The 19,964-nt window shown below is 58.2% G+C and carries 23 protein-coding genes and 1 tRNA gene; all 24 read left to right on the top strand.

All coding sequences use genetic code 11. The features are described 5' to 3' along the window. Positions 1-69: 69 nt before the first annotated feature. A complete protein-coding gene (locus GT019_RS01760; protein ID WP_090976740.1) occupies positions 70-345 on the top strand; it encodes an HU family DNA-binding protein in 276 nt (91 codons plus the stop codon). 165 nt (positions 346-510) lie between these two features. After that, positions 511-587 (top strand) — tRNA-Pro (locus tag GT019_RS01755). 133 nt (positions 588-720) lie between these two features. After that, entirely contained in the window at positions 721-945 is a 225-nt protein-coding gene (gene mtrB, locus GT019_RS01750) for a trp RNA-binding attenuation protein MtrB (RefSeq protein ID WP_161740568.1), read from the top strand. Positions 946-1,022: 77 nt separating this feature from the next. Continuing rightward, positions 1,023-1,556: a hypothetical protein gene (locus tag GT019_RS01745; RefSeq protein ID WP_161740566.1), complete on the top strand. Its 534-nt coding sequence runs from the start codon at positions 1,023-1,025 to the stop codon at positions 1,554-1,556. A 78-nt stretch (positions 1,557-1,634) separates the two neighbouring features. Then, the gene (locus GT019_RS01740; RefSeq protein WP_161740564.1) at positions 1,635-2,501 is read left to right on the top strand and encodes a heptaprenyl diphosphate synthase component 1; all 867 of its coding nucleotides are present in this window, start codon (positions 1,635-1,637) and stop codon (positions 2,499-2,501) included. A gap of 1 nt (position 2,502) precedes the next feature. Further along, positions 2,503-3,234 (top strand): demethylmenaquinone methyltransferase, encoded by a 732-nt coding sequence (locus GT019_RS01735; protein ID WP_161740562.1) that lies wholly within the window; start codon positions 2,503-2,505, stop codon positions 3,232-3,234. After that, on the top strand, positions 3,231-4,106 hold the full coding sequence (locus tag GT019_RS01730) for a UbiA-like polyprenyltransferase (protein ID WP_161740560.1): 876 nt from the start codon (positions 3,231-3,233) through the stop codon (positions 4,104-4,106). Before GT019_RS01735 ends, GT019_RS01730 begins: the two co-directional genes overlap by 4 nt. Beyond that, positions 4,100-4,735, top strand: coding sequence for a UbiX family flavin prenyltransferase (locus GT019_RS01725; protein WP_161740558.1), 636 nt, complete (start codon positions 4,100-4,102; stop codon positions 4,733-4,735). Before GT019_RS01730 ends, GT019_RS01725 begins: the two co-directional genes overlap by 7 nt. Then, on the top strand, positions 4,725-5,594 hold the full coding sequence (locus GT019_RS01720; protein ID WP_201755186.1) for a menaquinone biosynthetic enzyme MqnA/MqnD family protein: 870 nt from the start codon (positions 4,725-4,727) through the stop codon (positions 5,592-5,594). Before GT019_RS01725 ends, GT019_RS01720 begins: the two co-directional genes overlap by 11 nt. Continuing rightward, positions 5,591-6,565: a polyprenyl synthetase family protein gene (locus GT019_RS01715; protein ID WP_161740556.1), complete on the top strand. Its 975-nt coding sequence runs from the start codon at positions 5,591-5,593 to the stop codon at positions 6,563-6,565. The genes GT019_RS01720 and GT019_RS01715 overlap by 4 nt, the downstream gene beginning before the upstream one ends. 21 nt (positions 6,566-6,586) lie before the next feature. Further along, complete coding sequence (ndk, locus tag GT019_RS01710; protein WP_161740554.1) at positions 6,587-7,030, top strand: nucleoside-diphosphate kinase; 444 nt, start codon at positions 6,587-6,589, stop codon at positions 7,028-7,030. Positions 7,031-7,085: 55 nt separating this feature from the next. Beyond that, on the top strand, positions 7,086-7,868 hold the full coding sequence (locus GT019_RS01705) for a CheR family methyltransferase (RefSeq protein ID WP_161740552.1): 783 nt from the start codon (positions 7,086-7,088) through the stop codon (positions 7,866-7,868). A 74-nt stretch (positions 7,869-7,942) separates the two neighbouring features. After that, a complete protein-coding gene (locus GT019_RS31515; RefSeq protein WP_201755185.1) occupies positions 7,943-8,110 on the top strand; it encodes a hypothetical protein in 168 nt (55 codons plus the stop codon). A gap of 201 nt (positions 8,111-8,311) precedes the next feature. After that, entirely contained in the window at positions 8,312-9,481 is a 1,170-nt protein-coding gene (gene aroC, locus GT019_RS01700) for a chorismate synthase (protein ID WP_161740550.1), read from the top strand. Further along, a complete protein-coding gene (aroB, locus tag GT019_RS01695; protein WP_161740548.1) occupies positions 9,481-10,587 on the top strand; it encodes a 3-dehydroquinate synthase in 1,107 nt (368 codons plus the stop codon). Before aroC ends, aroB begins: the two co-directional genes overlap by 1 nt. Before the next feature lies 1 nt (position 10,588). Next, positions 10,589-10,957: a chorismate mutase gene (gene aroH, locus GT019_RS01690; protein ID WP_161740546.1), complete on the top strand. Its 369-nt coding sequence runs from the start codon at positions 10,589-10,591 to the stop codon at positions 10,955-10,957. Positions 10,958-11,270: 313 nt separating this feature from the next. Then, the gene (gene trpE / locus GT019_RS01685; RefSeq protein ID WP_161740544.1) at positions 11,271-12,821 is read left to right on the top strand and encodes an anthranilate synthase component I; all 1,551 of its coding nucleotides are present in this window, start codon (positions 11,271-11,273) and stop codon (positions 12,819-12,821) included. Positions 12,822-12,829: 8 nt separating this feature from the next. Next, entirely contained in the window at positions 12,830-13,882 is a 1,053-nt protein-coding gene (gene trpD / locus GT019_RS01680) for an anthranilate phosphoribosyltransferase (RefSeq protein WP_161740542.1), read from the top strand. Beyond that, the gene (gene trpC, locus GT019_RS01675; RefSeq protein WP_161740540.1) at positions 13,872-14,669 is read left to right on the top strand and encodes an indole-3-glycerol phosphate synthase TrpC; all 798 of its coding nucleotides are present in this window, start codon (positions 13,872-13,874) and stop codon (positions 14,667-14,669) included. Before trpD ends, trpC begins: the two co-directional genes overlap by 11 nt. Continuing rightward, positions 14,666-15,367 carry a phosphoribosylanthranilate isomerase gene (locus GT019_RS01670; RefSeq protein ID WP_235946595.1) on the top strand — a complete coding sequence of 234 codons (702 nt, stop codon included), beginning with the start codon at positions 14,666-14,668 and terminating at the stop codon, positions 15,365-15,367. Before trpC ends, GT019_RS01670 begins: the two co-directional genes overlap by 4 nt. Further along, the gene (gene trpB / locus GT019_RS01665) at positions 15,364-16,557 is read left to right on the top strand and encodes a tryptophan synthase subunit beta (protein WP_161740538.1); all 1,194 of its coding nucleotides are present in this window, start codon (positions 15,364-15,366) and stop codon (positions 16,555-16,557) included. The genes GT019_RS01670 and trpB overlap by 4 nt, the downstream gene beginning before the upstream one ends. 4 nt (positions 16,558-16,561) lie before the next feature. Continuing rightward, positions 16,562-17,383: a tryptophan synthase subunit alpha gene (trpA, locus tag GT019_RS01660; RefSeq protein WP_161740536.1), complete on the top strand. Its 822-nt coding sequence runs from the start codon at positions 16,562-16,564 to the stop codon at positions 17,381-17,383. A gap of 272 nt (positions 17,384-17,655) precedes the next feature. Next, the gene (gene hisC / locus GT019_RS01655; protein WP_161740534.1) at positions 17,656-18,753 is read left to right on the top strand and encodes a histidinol-phosphate transaminase; all 1,098 of its coding nucleotides are present in this window, start codon (positions 17,656-17,658) and stop codon (positions 18,751-18,753) included. A gap of 4 nt (positions 18,754-18,757) precedes the next feature. Next, positions 18,758-19,849, top strand: a complete 1,092-nt coding sequence (locus GT019_RS01650) for a prephenate dehydrogenase (protein ID WP_161740532.1) — start codon at positions 18,758-18,760, stop codon at positions 19,847-19,849. Positions 19,850-19,964 lie beyond the last annotated feature (115 nt).

Raw genomic sequence — 19,964 nt, 5'->3', positions numbered from 1 at the left:
TTCCGGGGTTTCGGTAACACAGAATGATAATGATGTGCCTTTTAACTGCCGTCAGGGGAGGTGAAAGAAATGAACAAAACGGAACTGATTGCGAAAGTAGCCGAATTGACTGACCTTTCCAAGAAAGATGCTTCCAAAGCGGTTGATGCCGTATTCGATGCCATCTCCGACTCGCTGCAAGGCGGCGATAAAGTACAATTGGTGGGCTTCGGCAACTTCGAGGTGAAAAGCCGCGAAGCGCGCAAAGGCCGCAACCCGCAAACGGGTGAAGAGATCGATATCCCGGCCAGCAAGATCCCGTCTTTCAAAGCAGGCAAATCTCTTAAAGATCTGGTTTCCAAATAAGAAGCGGCCCTGCCGTTCGAGACGCCCGGATGCATCCCGCATTCGGGCGTTTTGCGTCTCGCCGGGAGGAACGATGACGCGATTTGCCGTCTATTGACAAGTACAAGTAATTCCAGTAGACTGTTGTTTGCGGTTCTTGGGTCAACGGAATCGCATGACGCATGGCGGGTGTTAGCTCAGCTTGGTAGAGCGCTACCTTGGGGTGGTAGAGGTCGCCAGTTCAAATCCGGTACACCCGACCAGTTCTCTCATAATCAAAGCAACGGCTGCTATCTCGATAAGGACGTTCGGGGGCAGTTTTTTAAATATCGGGGCGCAACGGAAGATCGGCGGTCCTGATCGGAAACGCAACAGCTTACTAGGAGGTCAGCGCAAATGACGGAACGGAATGACGAATACATCGTGGTAAAGGCAAAGGCGCAGGGCGTGCAGGTCATCGGCCTGACGCGCGGGCAGGATACGAAATTCCACCACACCGAGAAGCTGGACAAGGGCGAAGTGCTCATTTGCCAATTCACGGACCATACGTCGGCCATTAAAATCCGCGGCAAAGCGACCGTGATGACCAAATACGGCACCATCGATACGGACGTCGAGTGAAAAGCAGGCATAGCCTGCTTTTTTAGTTTGTACACTAAGAGAAGCAGGATATTCTGGGCGCGAAGGAAGGATGCTTCATGCCGCATTGGAAAGGGCTTCTCATCGCATGTGCCGCGACGCTTGCCGTCACGTTGTCGTTGTCCGTGCTGCCGATGGCCGGCGGCCGGATGAAGGAAGGGGCGGGCGACGTCTCCGTATTTCGGCCGGTGCCCGTCAAACGCCTCAGCTCCGATACGATCGTCGATACGATGCTCGGTTTGAATCTGTCGCTGAAGGTGAAGAAGGTAGCATGGAACGGTACGGTGCTGTCCGTGGATTTATCGAACGAGGAATATGGGAATGATGTGGACAGATGGATGGACGATTTGCGGCGGCTGTTCGAACTGGCCTTCAACCGCACGGAGAACGTCAGCCGGGTGCTCGTTCGCTTCGTGGCGCCGCTTGGGCCGGAGATCGAAGGGGTGCGGAGCGACGTGCGGCTGCTGGCTGCCGTGGACGTGCGAAGAACGGACGCGTGGTTGTCCACAGAACTGTCAAACTTAAGCGCCGCCAAGCCGTTTCAGGATGAAATCTGGCGTCAGCGCTTGCGTTTGTCCGCGTCGCAGTTGTAGCGAAACGGCAAACATAGTGCTATAATTATTTAGATTATAAAGCAGCTAACCTTTTGCTGTTTGTCCGGAGGCTAGGCTATGAAACCATACAAAATTCCCGAGATCGCCAAAAAGTACGTCGAGTACGATATGATTCTGGCCCACACGGAGCTGCCGGCGTTTCCCGACTTGCGGGCCAGGCTGCTCTTTGTGTTTCTTTCGAATCAGCGTACGCCGCTGCTGCACAGCGAGCTCTACACCTTGGTCGCGTCGCTCGTGCAGCTCGGCATGGATACCCACGACATGATCGACGAATCGGGACGCGTCGCGGAGAAGGAAATGCGCTCGCGGCAGTTGAAGGTGCTCGCGGGCGACTATTACAGCAGCCGCTTCTATCAACTGCTCGCGCAAGCCGGACAAGTCGGCATGATTCGCCGGATCAGCGACGGCGTGTGCGAAGTGAATAAGCTCAAGGTCAATTTTTACATGAAGATGAAGCAGCTGAAGCTGAGCGCAGAAGAATACCTGAATCAATGCGTGCAGCTGAAAACGGAACTTTTTACGGTTTTCACGGAGATACTGGACGAGAAGATGGCGCGGGTCTGGACGGAGCTGCTTCAAGGGCTGGGCCGCTGCGAGGTCGTACTGGACGAGTGGAATCGCTGCGACAAGCCGGATCGTTTCAACGGCAGCTGGGGCTACTGGCATATCCTGAACGTCGGAACGGAAGAAGAGAAGCGCAAGCTGGCCGACAAGCACGACGAGCCGTCGTTTATCTCCTCGCTGCTCGCGGCGTACGAGATTCGCGGACAACTGGCCGAGAAGCTGAAGCATTCCGTGGCTCAGGTGCAGGCGATCGTAGGGCGCTTGGATTCAGACAAGCTCATGCGCGAACTTCAACAGATCGGAGAGACGTTCCTGCGTCCTCTCCTTCCGGCGGCTTCCGCCCTCAACGAGAGAAGGTAAGGTGACAGAGACAGTGCAATCCAAATCGAAGGAACAACACGTGCATGCCGTGTTTGAAAGCATTGCGCCGAAGTACGATTTGATGAACGACCTGCTCAGCTTCCGCAGGCACAAGGCATGGCGCGCGTTCACGATGCGCAAGATGAACGTACGGCCGGGACAGTCGGCCGTGGATCTATGCTGCGGGACCTGCGATTGGACCATCGCGCTCGCCCGCGCGAGCGGCAGCGGCGATATCGCGGGGCTGGACTTCAGCCATAATATGCTGGAGGTTGGCAAGCAAAAGGTACGCCGGGAAGGGCTTGACCATCAGATTTCCCTTCATCAGGGCAATGCGATGGAACTGCCGTTCGAGGACAACCGGTTCGATTTCGCCACCATCGGCTTCGGGCTTCGGAACGTGCCGGACCTGGAACAGGTGCTCCGGGAAATGATGCGCGTCGTCAAGCCGGGCGGACAAGTCGTATGCCTGGAGTTATCGAAGCCGCTCTGGCAGCCGTTCAAATCGATTTACTATTTTTATTTCGAGCGTATTTTGCCGGCGCTTGGCAAGCTGTTCGCCAAACGGTACGAGCAGTACAAATGGCTTCCGGAATCGCTCAAGGCTTTCCCGGATTCCAATCAGCTGGCGGATAAATTCCGTGACATCGGTCTCCGAAACGTGCATGCCTATCCGCTGACGGGCGGCATCGCGGCTTTACACACGGGGACGAAGGGAACGGACAAAGGATGATACGCAAAACTCGCATCATATTGGAAATGATCAAGGTCGAACATACGGTTTTCGCGCTGCCGTTCGCCTTTATGGGCGCGCTGATCGGCGCGGTCATGATGGAGCACCGGCTGCCTAGCTGGCCGGAGATCGGCTGGATCCTGCTGGCGATGATCGGCGCCCGCAGCGCGGCGATGGGCCTCAACCGGGTCGTCGACCGCGTCATGGACGCCAAGAATCCGCGCACCGCGAAACGGGCGATACCGGCAGGGCTGTTGAAAGCCGGCGAGGTCGTCGTGTTCATCGCGGTGTCCTTTGTCGTGCTGTTTATCGCGGCCTCGCAGCTGGATCCCATCTGCGTCAAGCTGATGCCGATCGCCGTCTTTTTCCTCGTCCTGTATTCCTATACCAAACGCTTTACGTGGCTCTGCCACGTCGTGCTCGGCATTACGATCGGTCTGGCGCCGCTGGGCGGCTGGATTGCGGTTACGGGCCACCTGAACCCGGCTGCTTGGGTACTGTACGGTTCGGTCGTCTGCTGGCTGGCCGGCTTCGACACCATCTACGCGTGCCAGGACATTGAATTCGACCGCCGCGAAGGCGTCTATTCCATCCCGGCGCGTTTCGGTCTTGCGGGGGGACTCCGCATTGCCCGCGGCTTTCATTTTCTGACCGCGGCCGGATTCATCTCTTTATATTGGTTAACGGATTTAGGCTGGATTTATTTGATCGGGGCGATCGCTTCGGTCGGTTTTCTCTGGTATGAGCATATGCTCGTGAAACCGAACGATATCAGCCGGGTGCAAACCGCGTTCTTCACGATGAACGGCGCGCTCAGCATCACCTTGTTCGCGTTTACGCTGCTTGATTTGGTGGTGCTGCATCCATGGTAGAAACGAATGGCGCCGCCGCGCGCAAACGGTGGGTCGTCGGAATCACGGGCGCAAGCGGGTCAATATATGGCATTCGGTTGATTCGCTCCCTGCTGGATGGCGGGGTCGACGTGCATCTCGTCGTCACGGAAGCGGGCTGGCGGGTATTGAAGGAAGAGCAGCGATGGGATACGACCAAACGCCCGGCCGCGCTGGCCGCGCATTTCCCCGAAGCGGTCGAGGATGGCCGGCTGACGCTCCATCCCAACGCCGATATCGGGGCATCGATCGCAAGCGGTTCCTACCGGGTGGAAGGCATGATCATCATGCCGTGTTCCATGGGGACGTTGGCATCGATATCCCACGGCATCTCCGACGATTTGATGACGCGCGCCGCGGATGTTATGCTGAAGGAAGGACGCAAGCTGGTGATCGTGCCAAGAGAGACTCCGCTGCATGCCATACACTTGGAGAACATGTTGACGCTGGCCAGGCTTGGGGTCAAAATCGTTCCGGCCATGCCGGCCTTCTACTACGGACCGCAGAGCATGAGCGACATGGTCGATTTCATGGTCGGGAAAGTGCTGGATCAGCTTCCGCTCGAGCATGCTTTGTACAGAAGATGGGGAGATGATCAGCATGGGAGCTAATCGCCCGATTACGGTCGGCCGCATAGACTATGCGAATTCATGGCCGATTTTTCATTATGCGGAACAGCAGCTGCCGATGGATCGTTTCCGCATCGAGAAGCGGGTTCCGGCCGCGCTGAACCGGGCGCTGAAGCTCGGCGAGATCGATATCACCTCGATGTCCTCCTTCGCGTATGCCGAGAACGCCGACAATTACTTGCTGCTCCCGGACTTGTCGGTGAGCGCGAAGGGCCGCGTCAACTCCATCCTGCTGTTCTTGAAGAAGCCGCTTGAGGACGTGCTTCAAGGACGGATCGCGATGACGGCGACCTCCGCCACGTCGGTGAATTTGCTGAAGATCCTGATGAAGCTCTATTACCATGCCGAGCCTTCCTTCGTCACGATGGAGCCTTCGCTGGACGAGATGCTTGCCGAAGCGGATGCCGCGCTGTTGATCGGCGATACGGCGATCCAGGCTTCTTGGGCCAATAAGGACAGGGGGCTTGCCGTGATCGACTTGGGAGAGCTGTGGCGCAGCTGGACCGGATACGGGATGACGTTCGCCCTCGTCGCCGTCCGCAAGGAAATCGCCGAGCGCGATCCAGGCGCGGTGGCCGACGTGCTGCATGCCTTGACGACGAGCAAGGAACGGAGCCTCCGCAACCTGAAGCCGCTGGTGGATAAAGCCTGCGCGCAGCTGGGCGGGGAACCGGCCTATTGGAATCGTTATTTTCACGAGTTACACTACAATTTCGGATCGGACGAGCAGGCGGGCTTGAAGCTCTACTTCGAATACGCGCATCGGCTAGGATTGCTGCCGAACGAGGTACGGATGCGATTTTTCGAGGACCATGCCGCTCTTAAGGTGAAGAACGAATGAAACTACTCGATATTTACGCCAAAATGAAAGGCGACCTGGACGCGATCGAAGGAAAACTGGCGCGCAGCGTTACGTCGGACCATGTGCTGCTAAGCGATGCCTCCACGCATCTGCTTAAAGCGGGCGGGAAGCGCATCCGTCCCTTATTCGTGCTGCTTTCCGGCAAATTCGGCAGCTACGAGCTGGACGTGCTCGAGAGAGTAGCGGTGCCGCTCGAACTCATCCATATGGCCTCGCTCGTGCATGACGACGTCATCGACAACGCCGAGACAAGGCGCGGACAGCTGACCGTCAAGTCGAAGTGGGACAACCGGATCGCGATGTACACGGGAGATTACATATACGGCAAAGCCCTTGCCATCGTCACGGAGCTCGAGAATCCGCAGATCCACCAGATCCTCTCCAAGGCCATGGTGCAGATGTGCATCGGGGAAATGGAGCAGATCCGCGATTTCTTCAATACGAAGCAATCCATTCGCAACTATCTGCTTCGCATCCGCCGCAAGACGGCGCTCTTGATCGCGATCAGCTGCCAGCTCGGCGCGATCGCTTCGGGAGCGGACCGGCGCGCGGCGAACAGTCTGTACCGGTTCGGCTATAACGTCGGCATGGCGTTCCAGATTCGCGACGACCTGTTGGACCTGCTCGGCACCGAGAAGCAGATCGGCAAACCGCCGGGATCGGATATCCGCCAAGGAAATATCACGCTGCCCATTTTACTCGCGATGCAGGAGCCCGCGAAGGCCGACGAGCTGCAGGACGAAATTAACAAAATCCAAGCATCGAACGGAGCAGGGGAAACGAAGCGTGCGTTGAACATTATACGTAAGAGCGCAGGCATCGGCATCGCGGAGGAAATGGCTACGCGTTACATGAACAAAGCGATCGATGCCCTGAGCGGTCTGCCGAACATCACGGCGAAGAAGAACTTAACCGATATCGCGTATTTCGTAGCGAAACGAAACTACTAACGCGCCTAGGAGGGATCTCGAATGGAACAAACTTTTCTAATGGTCAAGCCGGACGGCGTGCAGCGCGGCTTAATCGGCGAAATCGTGTCGCGCTTCGAACGTAAAGGACTGAAGCTCGTCGCCGCGAAATTCATGCGCATTACGCCCGAAATCGCCGAACGCCACTATGCGGAACATATCGGGAAGCCCTTTTATCCGCCGCTCGTAGCCTTTGTCACGTCCAGTCCGGTGTTTGCCATGGTGTGGCAGGGAGATAACGTAATCGGTCTGACGCGCGCGATGATCGGCAAGACGAATGCTTTGGAGGCGGCGCCGGGAACGATTCGGTCCGACTATGCCGTCCATACGAATTTCAATCTGATTCACGGCTCCGATTCGGCGGAAAGCGCGGCAAGGGAAATCGGCATTTTCTTCGCGCCGCACGAGCTGCTGTCCTACACGCAGACGATGGGGCAATGGATTTAGGCATTGAATATCACTAATTCGCGGCCTTGAGTCTGCTGCAGCGGGGGAAAACAGCGTGGAGGACAAGGATTTTTCGTTCTTTATCGAGCGGATCAAGCATAAGACGGCAATCGATCTGTCGCAGTACAAGGAAGCGCAGATGAAGCGCCGGCTGACGACGCTCAGGCAGAAATACGGCTATGACACGTTCGAGGCCTATTATCGCGATCTCGATCGGGACAAGAAGCTGATGACCGAATTTCTTGATCGGATGACGATCAACGTGTCCGAGTTTTGGCGCAATCCGGGCCGTTGGGAGGCCATGGAGAAGAAGTTTCTTCCGGATCTCCTGAAGAACGGCGGACGGGTGAAGATTTGGAGCGCCGCCTGCTCCACCGGCGAAGAACCGTATACGCTCGCCATGATCGTGCATGCGCTTGGCGCCCAGGATCGGGTATCGATTCTGGCAACGGATCTGGACGAGCTGGTGCTGCAGAAGGCGATTCAAGGCGTCTACCAGGATCGTTCCATCCGCGACGTGCCCCGAGATTATATGGCCGGTTATTTCGTGCAGCATGGCCGTGACGAGGTCGCCGTAACGGATTCGCTGAAGAAAATCATTACGTTCAAGCAGCAAAATCTGCTTCATGATGCATTCGAAAGCGGATTCGATATTATCGTCTGCCGCAACGTCATGATTTATTTCACCGAAGAAGCGAAGCATATGCTGTACCATAAGTTTTCCAAAGCGCTCAAACCTGGCGGACTGCTGTTCGTCGGCAGCACGGAGCAGATCTTCTCGCCGGGCCAATACGATTTCGAATCGGCGGAGACGTTCTTCTACCGGCGACGGGCGTAGCGGAGGCAGGTATAGGAATTTCCGGCTTCACCGATACTAGGCGTATGGAAACTTTTGCGCATAGGAGGTGCAGCATGGACAAGCGAAAAGTGATCTCGGCTTACAAACGTGGCTTTATCAGCGTCCAAGAATGCGCCCAGATTCTTGGCATCGATACCGGTCAAATGAAAGGGCTCATGAACGATCCCCATTTGAACGCCGACCCGCAGACATTACGAGGACAACAATCCGTCAACGGATAAGGGGTTCTTCACCGGCTGCCCGAAACGCCTTTCCAGAAGGCGTTTCGGGCAGTTTTTTCGTTTGGCCGCGCCGATTCGACAGGTTTGCATTTTCTTGTCAAAGCGTTGACGCTGTACTATAATGAGCAAAGATATTTGAGGCCGACATGCCTAGCCGAAATCATACTTCGCGTTGTTCGGAATTGAAGGAGGAGCTTTACTGTGAGTTTACGCTATTTGACGGCTGGAGAGACGCACGGTCCGCAGTTGACGGCGATCATCGAAGGATTGCCGAGCAACCTGCAGCTTGATTTCGAGGAATTGAATTTCCAACTGCATCGCAGGCAGAAGGGGCATGGCCGCGGTCGCCGGATGCAGATCGAGAAGGACACGGCGGATATCGTCGGCGGCGTCCGGCATGGCAAGACGACGGGAGCGCCGGTCGCGCTCGTCGTGGCGAATAACGACTGGAAGCATTGGACGAGCGTCATGAATATCGAACCGATCGAGGGCGGCGACGAGGAGAAACGCCGCGTCAATCGGCCGCGTCCGGGCCATGCCGACTTGAACGGCGGGTTGAAATACAATTTGAAGGATCTCCGCAACGTGCTGGAGCGGTCGAGCGCGCGCGAGACGGCGGCCCGCGTCGCCGTTGGCGCGGTGGCCCGCCAATTTCTCGCGGCGTTCGGAATCAAGGTCGGCGGACAAGTCATTCGCATCGGCGAGATCGAAGCCCCGGCCAACGATCTGCCGCTGGACGAGTTGATCGCGTTGACGGAAGCATCGCCGGTACGCGTAGTGGATAAGGACACCGAAGCGAAAATGACCGCCTATATCGATCAGATCAAGGCGGAGGGCGATTCCATCGGCGGCATCGTGGAATGCATCGTGGAAGGCGTGCCGATCGGACTCGGCAGCCATGTGCAGTACGACCGTAAACTGGATGGCCGAATCGCGCAGGCCGTCGTGTCGATCAACGCGTTCAAAGGCGTCGAGATCGGCATCGGCTTCGAAGCGGGCACGATTCGCGGATCGCAGGTTCACGACGAGATCCTATACGACGAGGAGCGCGGTTATCACCGCCGCACGAACCGCTTGGGCGGGTTCGAAGGCGGCATGACCAACGGCGAGCAAATCGTGGTTCGAGGCGTCATGAAACCGATCCCGACGCTTTACAAGCCGCTTCAAAGCGTGGACATCGACACGAAGGAGCCGTTTACGGCGCAGGTCGAACGTTCGGACAGCTGCGCGGTTCCCGCGGCAAGCGTCGTGATGGAGCATGTCGTGGCTTGGGAAGTCGCCAAGGCGTTCCTGGAGAAGTTCGGCGGCGATTCCATGGAAGAAATCCGCGCGAACTACGACAATTACCTGGCGCAAGTGAGGAGCTACTAATGAGCGGCGTTCGCGAGTTGACCGTCGATCTCGGCGACCGTTCGTATCCGATCTATATCGGCGAAGGGCTGCTGGACGAGGCGGGCAAGCTGCTGGCTAACCATGGGATCAGCAAGAAGTCGCCGCTGCTGATCATTACGGACGCCAATGTCGCCGAGCGGCATTTGGCGCATCTGGAGACCGTTCTGCGGGAAGGCGGATTTGGCGTGACGAGCGCCGTCATTCCGGCGGGCGAGGGTTCGAAGTCGCTGAGTCAGCTGGAGAAACTGGTCGGCGTCGCGCTCGAGAACGGACTCGATCGCAAGTCCGCGATCGTTGCGCTCGGGGGAGGCGTCGTCGGCGATCTGGCCGGCTTCGTCGCCGCCTCGTACATGAGGGGCATCAACTTCGTTCAAATCCCGACGACGATTCTCGCGCACGACAGCAGCGTCGGCGGCAAAGTAGCGGTCAATCATCCGCTGGCGAAGAACATCATCGGCGCGTTCCACCAGCCGGAGCTGGTGCTCTATGATCTGAGCACCCTCCAAACGCTCCCGGAACGCGACGTGAAAGCAGGCCTTTCCGAGGTCGTCAAGCATGGCCTGATCTGGGACGCGGAATTTGTCTCGTGGTGCGACGACAATGCTGAGAAGCTGCTGGCGCTGGATCCGGAGGCACTCGGATACGCGCTGTATAAAGGCTGCAGCGTGAAAGCGGCGGTCGTGTCTCGGGACGAACGGGAGAACGATCTCCGCGCCATTCTTAACCTTGGCCACACGATCGGCCATGCGCTGGAAGCGGTCGCGGGTTACGGCGAGCTGCTTCACGGCGAAGCGATAGCCATCGGCATGGTCGGGTCGGCCCGCCTTGCGGTAAAGCTTGGCGCGCCGGAGGAAGTATACGGCGTCACGAAGCGCGTGCTTTCGCGCGTCGGCCTGCCGGTCAGGCTGCCTGCGCACCTGGATACGGACGAAATCATGCGCGCGATGATGCACGACAAGAAATTTCAAGAAGGCGCGATTACGTTCATCGTGCCCGTCGCGATCGGCAAAGTAGAGATCAATAAGTCAGTTTCCACCGCGCTTATCCGCGATATCGTGGAACAATTGAAACAGGAGGCCGTTTAGCATGCAAGTACGGGGAATACGCGGCGCCATTACGGTAGAGGTTAACGAGGAACAACCGATTTTGCAAGCGACCGTCGAATTGTTGAACAGCATCGTCAAAGTCAACGGCATCGTGCCGACCGACATCGCGAGCGTCTTCGTGACGGTCACGGGGGATTTGGACGCGACGTTTCCCGCGAGAGCGATTCGCGCGATGGGTGGCTGGGAATTGGTCCCGCTAATGTGCGCGCTGGAAGTGCCCGTCAAAGGCAGCCTTGAGAAATGCATCCGTTTGATGGTACTGGTCAATACGGACAAAACGCAGGAGCAGGTCGAGCATGTTTATTTGGGCGGCGCGAAGGCGCTTCGTCCGGATTTGGCGAAGGCGTAATAGCCCGGAGTCGGGCGGAACGCCGTTCAAGATCGGGATTGACGGATGCAATTACGCTATTGTATAGTAAGTTCATATTAGACGCATTAACAGAGATGAGCCGAGCAGCAGTACAGTGAGCAGAGATGAGTAGAGCCGAGATGAGTGAAAGCAATTCCAGCAGCGAGATTCGAATGTGGCGGTATGCGGCGGCTAGACCCTGCGCACTGTTATTTTCCCTATTTCGTTCATACTCATTTACCATCTTCTAACCCACGATACTCCTGCTGCGGCAGGAGTTTTTTATTTTCGATTAGAGAAGGGGAGATTGAGCATGAACAAGGAGCTGCAAAGCGTCATCCGGCAAGCCGGCACGTACAACCTCATACCGATCGTGAGGCATGTGATGGCGGACACGGAGACGCCGATTCGGATATTTCAGCATTTTTACCGCGAGCGCCGCGCGTTTCTCTTGGAAAGCGTGGAGGGCGGAGTCAAGTGGGCGAGATATTCCTTTATCGGCACGGATCCATTCATGCTCATTCGCGGCAAGAACGGCGAGATGGTCATCGAGAAGAACGGGGAAGAGACGATCTTGCGCGAGAAGCCGATCGAGCTGCTGAAGGCGCATCTGCGCGCGTATCGCAGTCCGGCGGTCGCGGACCTGCCGCCGTTCACCGGAGGCGCGATCGGATTTTTCGGTTATGACCTGCTGCAATATTACGAGAAGCTGCCGGCGCACCGGATCGATGATTTGCAGATGAACGATCTGCAGTTCATGTTCTGCGACCAGGTCATCGTATTCGACCACTTCAAGCAGCAGATGCAGGTAATCGGCAATATCCATATTCCGGAAAGCGCAACGGACAGCGTCATCGAAGGCCGATACGAGGAAACGCTCCGGCGGATCGAAGCGACGATCGAGCGCCTTCAGCAGCCGACGCCGACGACGTTGATGACGGGCGGAAGCATCCCGGCCGATCCGGAGCTGGGGGAGATCGCCTCGAACCTGACGAAGGAGCAATTCCTCGCGAACGTCGAGCAATCCAAAGAATACATTCGCGCAGGCGATATCTTCCAGGTGGTACTGTCGCAGCGCTTCAGCATCGAGACGGAGGTCGATCCGCTTCATGTTTACCGCGTGCTGCGCACGATGAATCCGTCTCCGTACATGTACTATTTGAAAATGGACGACGAGGTCATCGTCGGCACCTCGCCGGAAGCGCTCGTGAAGGTAGACGGCGAACGCGTCGAGACGCGGCCGATCGCCGGAACGCGTCCGCGCGGCAAAACGCCGGAGCAGGATCTGGCGCTGGAGAAGGAGCTGCTCGCCGACGAGAAAGAACGCGCCGAGCATCTGATGCTGGTCGATCTGGGGCGCAACGATATCGGCCGCGTCTCCGAATTCGGCACCGTCCGCTGCGACGCCTACATGGAAATCGAACGCTATTCCCATGTCATGCATATCGTGTCCAACGTTTCCGGCAAATTAAGAGAAGACCGGGACTTCTTCGATGCTTTCGTGTCCTGCATGCCTGCGGGCACCGTATCGGGAGCGCCCAAGCTGCGGGCGATGGAAATCATCGCGGAGCTCGAGAACGAGGCGCGCGGCGCATATGCGGGCGCGATCGGGTACCTCGGTTTTAACGGCAATTTGAACACCTGCATTACGATTCGGACGATGATCTTCAAGAACGGCAAAGCCTACGTTCAATCGGGCGCCGGCATCGTATGGGACTCCGTTCCGGAGAACGAATACGCGGAGACGGTGAACAAAGCGATGGCGCTGCTGAAAGCCGTCCGCGTGGCGGAAGCGGCCTTCGCGCCGCTAGAGCGTTCGGCGAGCATGATCAATATGGACTATTACGCGGACGCGAAGGGGTGAACGGGCAGATGACGGTGACAAACGAAATCATGACGATGCAGCGCGCCCTGAATCTGTTGATCGGCGGCTCCAGCCTATCCCGAGAGGAAGCCCGCGGCGTCATGGACATCATTATGAGCGGCGAGGCGACCGGTGCCCAAATCGGCGCCGTGGCGACCGCGCTCCGCATCAAAGGCGAAACGAGGGACGAAATCACGGGTTTCGCGGAAGCGATGCGTTCGCATTCCAACCACGTCGTCACGGAGCGCAACGGCCTGCTGGATACTTGCGGTACCGGCGGCTCCGGCATTCATAAGTTCAATATTTCCACCGCTTCCGCCATTATCGCCTCCGCCGCGGGGGTCAGGGTTGCCAAGCACGGGAATCGCGCCATGTCCGGCAAATCCGGAAGCGCGGATACACTGGAGGCGCTCGGCGTGAACATCACGCTGACCGCGGAGCAAGCGTCGCGCTGCCTGGATGCGATCGGCATCTGCTTCATGTTCGCGCAGCTGTACCACCCTTCGCTGAAGCATGCAGCGGGCCCGCGCCGGGAACTCGGCATTCGCACCATCTTCAACATGCTCGGCCCGTTGACGAATCCGGCCGGCGCCGACAGGCAGCTGCTCGGCATTTACGACCGAACCAAGACGGAGACGATCGCCTCCGTGTTGAGCGATCTTGGCTTGAAGCGCGCGATGGTCGTCAGCAGCTTCGACGGCTTGGACGAGATCAGCGTCTCGTCGCCGACGCAAGTATCCGAGCTGCTCGGCGGCTCGGTTCGGACCTATACCTTGACGCCGGAAGATATCGGCCTTCGCAGCCATGCGCTGTCGGATATCATCGGCGGCGATTCCGCGGAGAACGCCCGCATTATCCGTTCGGTCTTCGACGGGACGGAGCGGGGCGCATACCGGGATATCGTGCTTGCCAACGCCGGCGCCTGCATCTTCGTCGGCGGTGCGGCAAGCTCCTTGCTCGAAGGCGTCGAGACGGCCAAGACGGTCATCGATTCGGGTCTCGCAGCGTCCAAGCTGCGGCAATTGATTGAAACGACAGGAGAGTTGAGCCATGTTTCTTGATAAAATCGTAGCCTCCAAGAACAAAGAAGTGGATAGTCTCGCCGAGCGGTTCTCGCTGCCGGAAGCCGAGCGCCGGATCGCGGAGCTAACGGCCTGCCGCGGGTTCGAACGGGCGCTTGCGGGGCGGACGAACCGTCCGCTCGGCCTCATCGCCGAAGTGAAGAAAGCCTCGCCGTCCAAAGGATTGATCCGTGCGGATTTCGACCCGATTAGCTTGGCCGGGACTTACGAGCAAGCGGGAGCGGACTGCATTTCCGTGTTGACGGACGAGGATTATTTCCAAGGCAAGAACGAATACCTGACCGCGGTATCCGAGGCGGTAAAACTGCCGCTGCTGCGCAAGGATTTCATCGTCGACTATCGTCAAATCTACGAAGCGCGCTTGATCGGCGCGGATGCGATATTGCTGATCGCGGCGATTCTTCGCCCTTCCAAGCTTGCGGAATTTTACGATATCGCCACATCCATCGGGCTGGACGTATTGGTGGAAGTCCACGACGAAGAGGAAATGTCGGACGTGCTCGGCCTCGGCAAAGCGACGCTCGTCGGAATCAACAACCGGAACCTTCATACGTTCGTGACGGATTTGAAGACGACGGAGCGGCTGATCGGCCAAGTGCCTTCGGGCGTGACGGTCATCAGCGAGAGCGCGCTCGCGACGCCGGACGATATCGCGTACGTGCAGGCAGCTGGAGCCAAGGGCGTGCTCATCGGCGAGTCTTTTATGCGCCAAGCGGATGTCGGCGCGGCCGTCGAGCATTTAATGGGACCGGTGACGATCCGATGATGACAGCGACCGGACAAGCGAAACCGGGCTCGCGCAAAACGCGAGTGAAAATATGCGGCTTGCGCGATGCGGCGACGATTCGAACGATGGACGGCCTGCCGATCGACGAGGTCGGCTTCGTATTCGCGAAGAGCCGCCGGCAGGTGACGCCTGCCTTGGCGGGCGAATTGATCGCGGAGGTTCGCGCGCTTCGCAACCGCGATGGATGCATACCGCGCACGGCAGGCGTATTCGTCGATCCGACGATGGACGAGCTTCGCGCCGCGCTGGCCTTAGCGCCGCTCGATGTCGTCCAATTGCATGGCGACGAATCGCCGCAATTTTGCTTGGATGTCAAGCAGGCGTTCGGCATCGACGTGTGGAAAGTATTGTCGGTGACGGAACGCGACGCCGTCGATCCATCCACGGACGGACCTGACAGGCTGGAGCCGTACCGCGGCAGCGTGGACGCGTTCCTGATCGATACGGCGGGCGGAGGGACGGGCAGGACGTTTGCCTGGCATGTCATCGACCGCTATATGGCCGCAGCAGCCGGACTTCCGCTCTATGTCGCGGGAGGACTGCATCCCGATAACGTGGAAGAGCTGTTGTCCCGGCATGCGCCCGACGGCGTGGACGTATCCAGCGGCGTAGAGACGGACGGCTTGAAGGATAGTACGAAAATCAGACTTTTCGCGGAAAGGGTGCAAGGTTTATGACGCAAGTCCCGGACGAGAACGGGCGCTTCGGCAAATTCGGCGGACGGTACGTCCCCGAGACGCTGATGAACGCGCTGATCGAGCTGGAGGAGGCTTATCGGCATTATTCGAAGGATCCTGATTTCATCGCGGAGGTCCGCTACTTATTGACGAAATATTCGGGACGTCCGACGTCGTTATATCATGCGCAGCGGCTGTCCGAGCATCTCGGTGGCGCGCAAATCTATTTGAAGCGCGAGGATTTGAACCATACCGGCGCGCACAAAATCAACAATACGATCGGGCAAGGCGTGCTTGCCAAGCGCATGGGCAAGACCAAGATCATTGCCGAAACGGGAGCCGGCCAGCACGGCGTGGCCTCCGCGACGGTGGCGGCGCTGCTCGGCATGGAATGCAAAGTGTTCATGGGCGAAGAGGACACGAAGCGCCAGGAGCTGAACGTGTTCCGCATGAAGCTGCTCGGCGCCGAGGTCGTGCCGGTGACGTCCGGCACGCGCACGCTGAAGGATGCCTGCAACGAGACGCTTCGCTATTGGGTCAGCCATGTCGACGACACGTATTACATCCTCGGTTCGGTGACGGGGCCGCATCCGTACCCGATGATGGTTCGCGATTTTCAGCGGATTATCGGCGACGAATCGCGCGAGCAGATCCAGAAAGAAGCCGGGCGTCTGCCGGATTACGTCGTGGCGGCGGTAGGCGGCGGCAGCAATGCCATCGGCATGTTCTATCCGTTCATCGGCGACGCGTCCGTCAAGCTGATCGGCGTGGAGGCGGCGGGTCGCGGCGTGGACACCGATGAGCACGCGGCTACGATGACCAAAGGACGGCATGGCGTGTTCCAAGGCTCGCTAAGCTACGTCCTCCAGGACGAATACGGACAAGTGCAGCCGGCGCATTCGATATCCGCGGGCTTGGATTATCCGGGCATCGGTCCGGAGCATGCTTACTTGAAAGACACGGAGCGCGCCGCGTACCTGCCGATCACGGACGCCGAGGCGCTCGAAGCGCTGCAGCTGCTGTCGCGCACGGAAGGCATCATCCCGGCGCTGGAGTCGGCGCATGCGATCGCGCAGGTCATGAAACTGGCGCCGACGCTGGGCAGCGACCAGATCATCGTCGTCAGCCTGTCGGGCCGCGGCGACAAGGACGTCCAAGCGATCATGGGTTATCTCGAAGGAGGCATGTAAGCGGATGGACATCCAAGTCAACGCAATCGATGCCGCGTTCGCGCGGCTTCGCGAAGAAGGGCGCACCGCGCTTATCCCGTTTCTGACCATCGGCGACCCTGATCTGGGCACGTCCGTCGAGATCATCGAAGCATTGGAGCAGGCCGGCGCGGATATGATCGAACTCGGCGTGCCGTATTCGGACCCGCTGGCGGACGGACCGGTCATCCAGCGGGCTTCGGAGCGCGCGCTTGCCAACGGGCGCGTCACGCTCGAGGATTGCATCCAAGTCGCCGAGCATGCGCGCGGCGCGGGCGTCAAGCTGCCGTTCATTTTGTTCTCCTACTATAACCCGGTGCTGCAATTCGGGCTTGAACGGTTTTTCGAGCTCGTGACGGCCAAAGGGATCAGCGGCCTCATTATCCCCGATTTGCCGATCGAAGAAGATGCCGAGCTTCGCGCCATGGCGGAAGCGGCCAATATTCATTTGATCCCGCTCGTCGCGCCGACCTCGAACGATCGCGTCGTGCGCATCGCCGCGAAAGCGCGCGGATTCGTATACTGCGTGTCCTCGCTCGGCGTGACCGGCGTGCGGGCCGATTTTCACCAAGGCATCGACGAGTTTCTGGCTACGGTACGCAGCGCGACGAACACGCCGATCGCCGTGGGCTTCGGGATCTCGAGCCGCGAGCAGGTCGAGCGGTTCAGCAAGCAGGCAGACGGGGTCATCGTCGGCAGCGCGATCGTGCGCAAGATCGAGGAAGTCGTGCCGCTGCTGCAATCGCCGGCCATGAAGCAGGATGGACTTGCGCAGATCCGCGCGTTTGTCGGCGAGCTGAAGGGCTGAGCCGGCTACCCGCGCGAACCGGGATGCCTGCGCTTAACCTTCGAACGGTCATAGGCCGCTCGGAGGTTTTTTGCTTTGCCAGTAAGGTCCCCAGCGAACGAATCGAACGATGGCGCGACGAGCGAAATCCGTTCGTGCTCTTGCTTGCTTCTATGCATAAAAGCTTAAAAGCACGAAAGAAAAATTTGCCGGACTCTTTTAAATGCGCGCAACTTGTGAGACAATGTTGAAATAACCATTGAGCTATGAAACACTTTTACGAGGTGATAAGGATGCAACCAAAACAAAGTATCGTCAGTCTGCCGGTGTATCAGCCGGGCAAGCCGATCGAAGAAGTCAAACGCGAACTGGGTCTTAAAGAAGTCATCAAGCTGGCCTCGAACGAGAATCCGTTCGGCAGCTCGGAACACGCGAAAGCGGCCATTATCAAAGAACTTGAAAACATCAGCATATATCCGGACAGCTTCAGCACGGAGCTGACGGCGGCGGTGGCCGAGTACTTGGGCATCGAACGCAATCAAATCATCTTCGGCGCCGGCTCCGACGAAGTCATTCTGATGCTCGCGCGCGCATTCCTTTCACCGGGCGACGAGACCATCACGGCGGACGAGACGTTCTCGCAATATCGCCATAACGCGGTCATCGAGGGCGCGTCGATCATCGAAGTGCCGCTCCGAGACGGTACGCACGACTTGCCCGCCATGCTGGCGAAAGTGACGGAGCGCACCAAAATCATCTGGGTGTGCAATCCCAACAACCCGACCGGCACGATCGTCCGGCACGCCGAGCTGGACGCCTTTATCCGCCAAGTGCCTTCGAATGTCATCGTGGTACTGGACGAGGCGTACATCGAATACGTCATGGACGAGGATTTCCCGGACAGCCTTGCACTCATGCGCGAATTCAATAACGTTATCCTGCTTCGCACCTTCTCCAAAATCTACGGCCTCGCTTCGCTTCGCATCGGCTACGGCGCCGGACATGCCGATTTGATCCGGATGATCAACCAAGTCCGCGAACCGTTCAATACGACGCGGATGGCGCAAGCCGCGGCGGCGGCATCGCTCGCCGACGACGAATTCCTGCAGTCGTGCAGAGCGCGCAATGCGGAGGGCAAAGCCTACATGTACCGCGAGTTCGACCGTCTCGGACTTCATTATTTCGAAGCGCACGGCAATTTCATCATGGTCGACGTGAAGATCCCGTCCGGTCAAGCGTTCGACGGCTTGCTTCGCCGTGGCGTCATTTCGCGCGCGCGGTGGGCGCATTACCCGACGTACATCCGCATTACGATCGGCAGCCAAGAGCAGAACGAAGCGTTCGTCGCGGCGCTGGAGTCCGTACTCGCAGAAGCGGCGGTGCTAGGTTAACGCCATGACGAAAATAGCGATATTCGGCGTCGGGTTGATCGGCGGCTCGCTGGCGCTTTGCTTTAAAGGCAAGCCCGGCATTACCGTCGTCGGTCACTCCGTACGCGAATCATCCGCTGCCAAATACCTCGAGCGAGGCGTCGTCGATCATGCGACGACGTCTCTTCGCGAGGCCGCGGAAGGCGCGGATTTTATTTTTCTTTGCGTGCCGGTAGGTTCGCTCGAGCAATACGTGCATGATTTGAGCCGGCTCGAGTTGAAGCCCGGCTGCATCATCACGGACGTGGGAAGCACCAAGGCGTCCGTGGCGGCATGCGCCAGGCAGGCCAGCCTTGGCGAGGCGGTATTCATCGGCGGTCACCCGATGGCCGGCTCCGAGCGCTCCGGCGTCGAAGCGGCTTCCTTGTACTTGTTCGAAAATGCGTTCTACGTGCTCACGCCCGAAGCATCGACGCCTCAGCACGACGTCGATCGGCTGACGAACCTGCTCGCCTACACCAAAGCGAACATCGTTCACGTGCATCCCGAGGAGCATGACGAAATCGTCGGGGCGATCAGCCATCTGCCTCACATCATCGCGGTCGCGCTCGTCAATCTCGTTCGCGGCTACAATCAGGACAATTCGCTTTACAGCCAACTTGCCGCAGGCGGATTCCGGGATATCACCCGCATCGCCTCAAGCGATCCCGTCGTCTGGCGCGATATTCTGGTCAACAACCGGAACGTCCTGCTGCGGCTCTTGCGAGAATGGCAGTCGGGCATGGAATCGTTCCTCGATATGCTGGAGGTCGAGAACGGGGAAGCGGTGGAAAAGGCCTTCAAGGACGCCGGACAATTCCGGAGCCAGCTGCCGGAACGGCGCAAAGGCATGCTTCATGCCATTTATGAATGCTACATCGACGTGCCCGATCATCCCGGCATCATCGGGAAAGTCGCGACGGAGCTCGGCAACAGTGCGATCAACCTGAGCAATATCCAAATCATCGAGAGCAGGGAAGACGTGCCCGGCGTGCTTAGGCTCAGCTTCCGAAAGCAGGAGGATTTGGACCGCGCGGTCGAGCGGTTGGGCGAAATCGGCTACGCCGTCCACTTTTAAAAATTATTGTAGCGCTTTTGAAAACGCTTATTGACAAAATGAAAACGTATACATATAATAAAAGTACAGTATGGTTTCTCTCCACTCCTATCCAAATCCATCGCAGAGTTTTGCG

It is taken from the genome of Paenibacillus glycinis (genome assembly GCF_009909185.1).
GTDB lineage: Bacteria > Bacillota > Bacilli > Paenibacillales > Paenibacillaceae > Paenibacillus_Z > Paenibacillus_Z glycinis.
This window is presented reverse-complemented; position numbering and strand designations above follow the sequence as displayed.

Excerpts from the sequence above, each read along its gene's own strand:
- GT019_RS01760 (WP_090976740.1), top strand. The coding sequence starts at position 70 with ATGAACAAAACGGAACTGATTGCGAAAGTAGCCGAATTGACTGACCTT.
- GT019_RS01730 (WP_161740560.1), top strand. The coding sequence starts at position 3,231 with ATGATACGCAAAACTCGCATCATATTGGAAATGATCAAGGTCGAACAT.
- GT019_RS01740 (WP_161740564.1), top strand. The coding sequence starts at position 1,635 with ATGAAACCATACAAAATTCCCGAGATCGCCAAAAAGTACGTCGAGTAC.
- aroB (WP_161740548.1), top strand. The coding sequence starts at position 9,481 with ATGAGCGGCGTTCGCGAGTTGACCGTCGATCTCGGCGACCGTTCGTAT.
- GT019_RS01670 (WP_235946595.1), top strand. The coding sequence starts at position 14,666 with ATGATGACAGCGACCGGACAAGCGAAACCGGGCTCGCGCAAAACGCGA.
- trpD (WP_161740542.1), top strand. The coding sequence starts at position 12,830 with ATGACGGTGACAAACGAAATCATGACGATGCAGCGCGCCCTGAATCTG.
- GT019_RS31515 (WP_201755185.1), top strand. The coding sequence starts at position 7,943 with ATGGACAAGCGAAAAGTGATCTCGGCTTACAAACGTGGCTTTATCAGC.
- GT019_RS01745 (WP_161740566.1), top strand. The coding sequence starts at position 1,023 with ATGCCGCATTGGAAAGGGCTTCTCATCGCATGTGCCGCGACGCTTGCC.
- trpE (WP_161740544.1), top strand. The coding sequence starts at position 11,271 with ATGAACAAGGAGCTGCAAAGCGTCATCCGGCAAGCCGGCACGTACAAC.
- trpB (WP_161740538.1), top strand. The coding sequence starts at position 15,364 with ATGACGCAAGTCCCGGACGAGAACGGGCGCTTCGGCAAATTCGGCGGA.
- GT019_RS01715 (WP_161740556.1), top strand. The coding sequence starts at position 5,591 with ATGAAACTACTCGATATTTACGCCAAAATGAAAGGCGACCTGGACGCG.
- trpC (WP_161740540.1), top strand. The coding sequence starts at position 13,872 with ATGTTTCTTGATAAAATCGTAGCCTCCAAGAACAAAGAAGTGGATAGT.
- GT019_RS01725 (WP_161740558.1), top strand. The coding sequence starts at position 4,100 with ATGGTAGAAACGAATGGCGCCGCCGCGCGCAAACGGTGGGTCGTCGGA.
- GT019_RS01650 (WP_161740532.1), top strand. The coding sequence starts at position 18,758 with ATGACGAAAATAGCGATATTCGGCGTCGGGTTGATCGGCGGCTCGCTG.
- hisC (WP_161740534.1), top strand. The coding sequence starts at position 17,656 with ATGCAACCAAAACAAAGTATCGTCAGTCTGCCGGTGTATCAGCCGGGC.
- mtrB (WP_161740568.1), top strand. The coding sequence starts at position 721 with ATGACGGAACGGAATGACGAATACATCGTGGTAAAGGCAAAGGCGCAG.
- trpA (WP_161740536.1), top strand. The coding sequence starts at position 16,562 with ATGGACATCCAAGTCAACGCAATCGATGCCGCGTTCGCGCGGCTTCGC.
- aroH (WP_161740546.1), top strand. The coding sequence starts at position 10,589 with ATGCAAGTACGGGGAATACGCGGCGCCATTACGGTAGAGGTTAACGAG.
- ndk (WP_161740554.1), top strand. The coding sequence starts at position 6,587 with ATGGAACAAACTTTTCTAATGGTCAAGCCGGACGGCGTGCAGCGCGGC.
- GT019_RS01720 (WP_201755186.1), top strand. The coding sequence starts at position 4,725 with ATGGGAGCTAATCGCCCGATTACGGTCGGCCGCATAGACTATGCGAAT.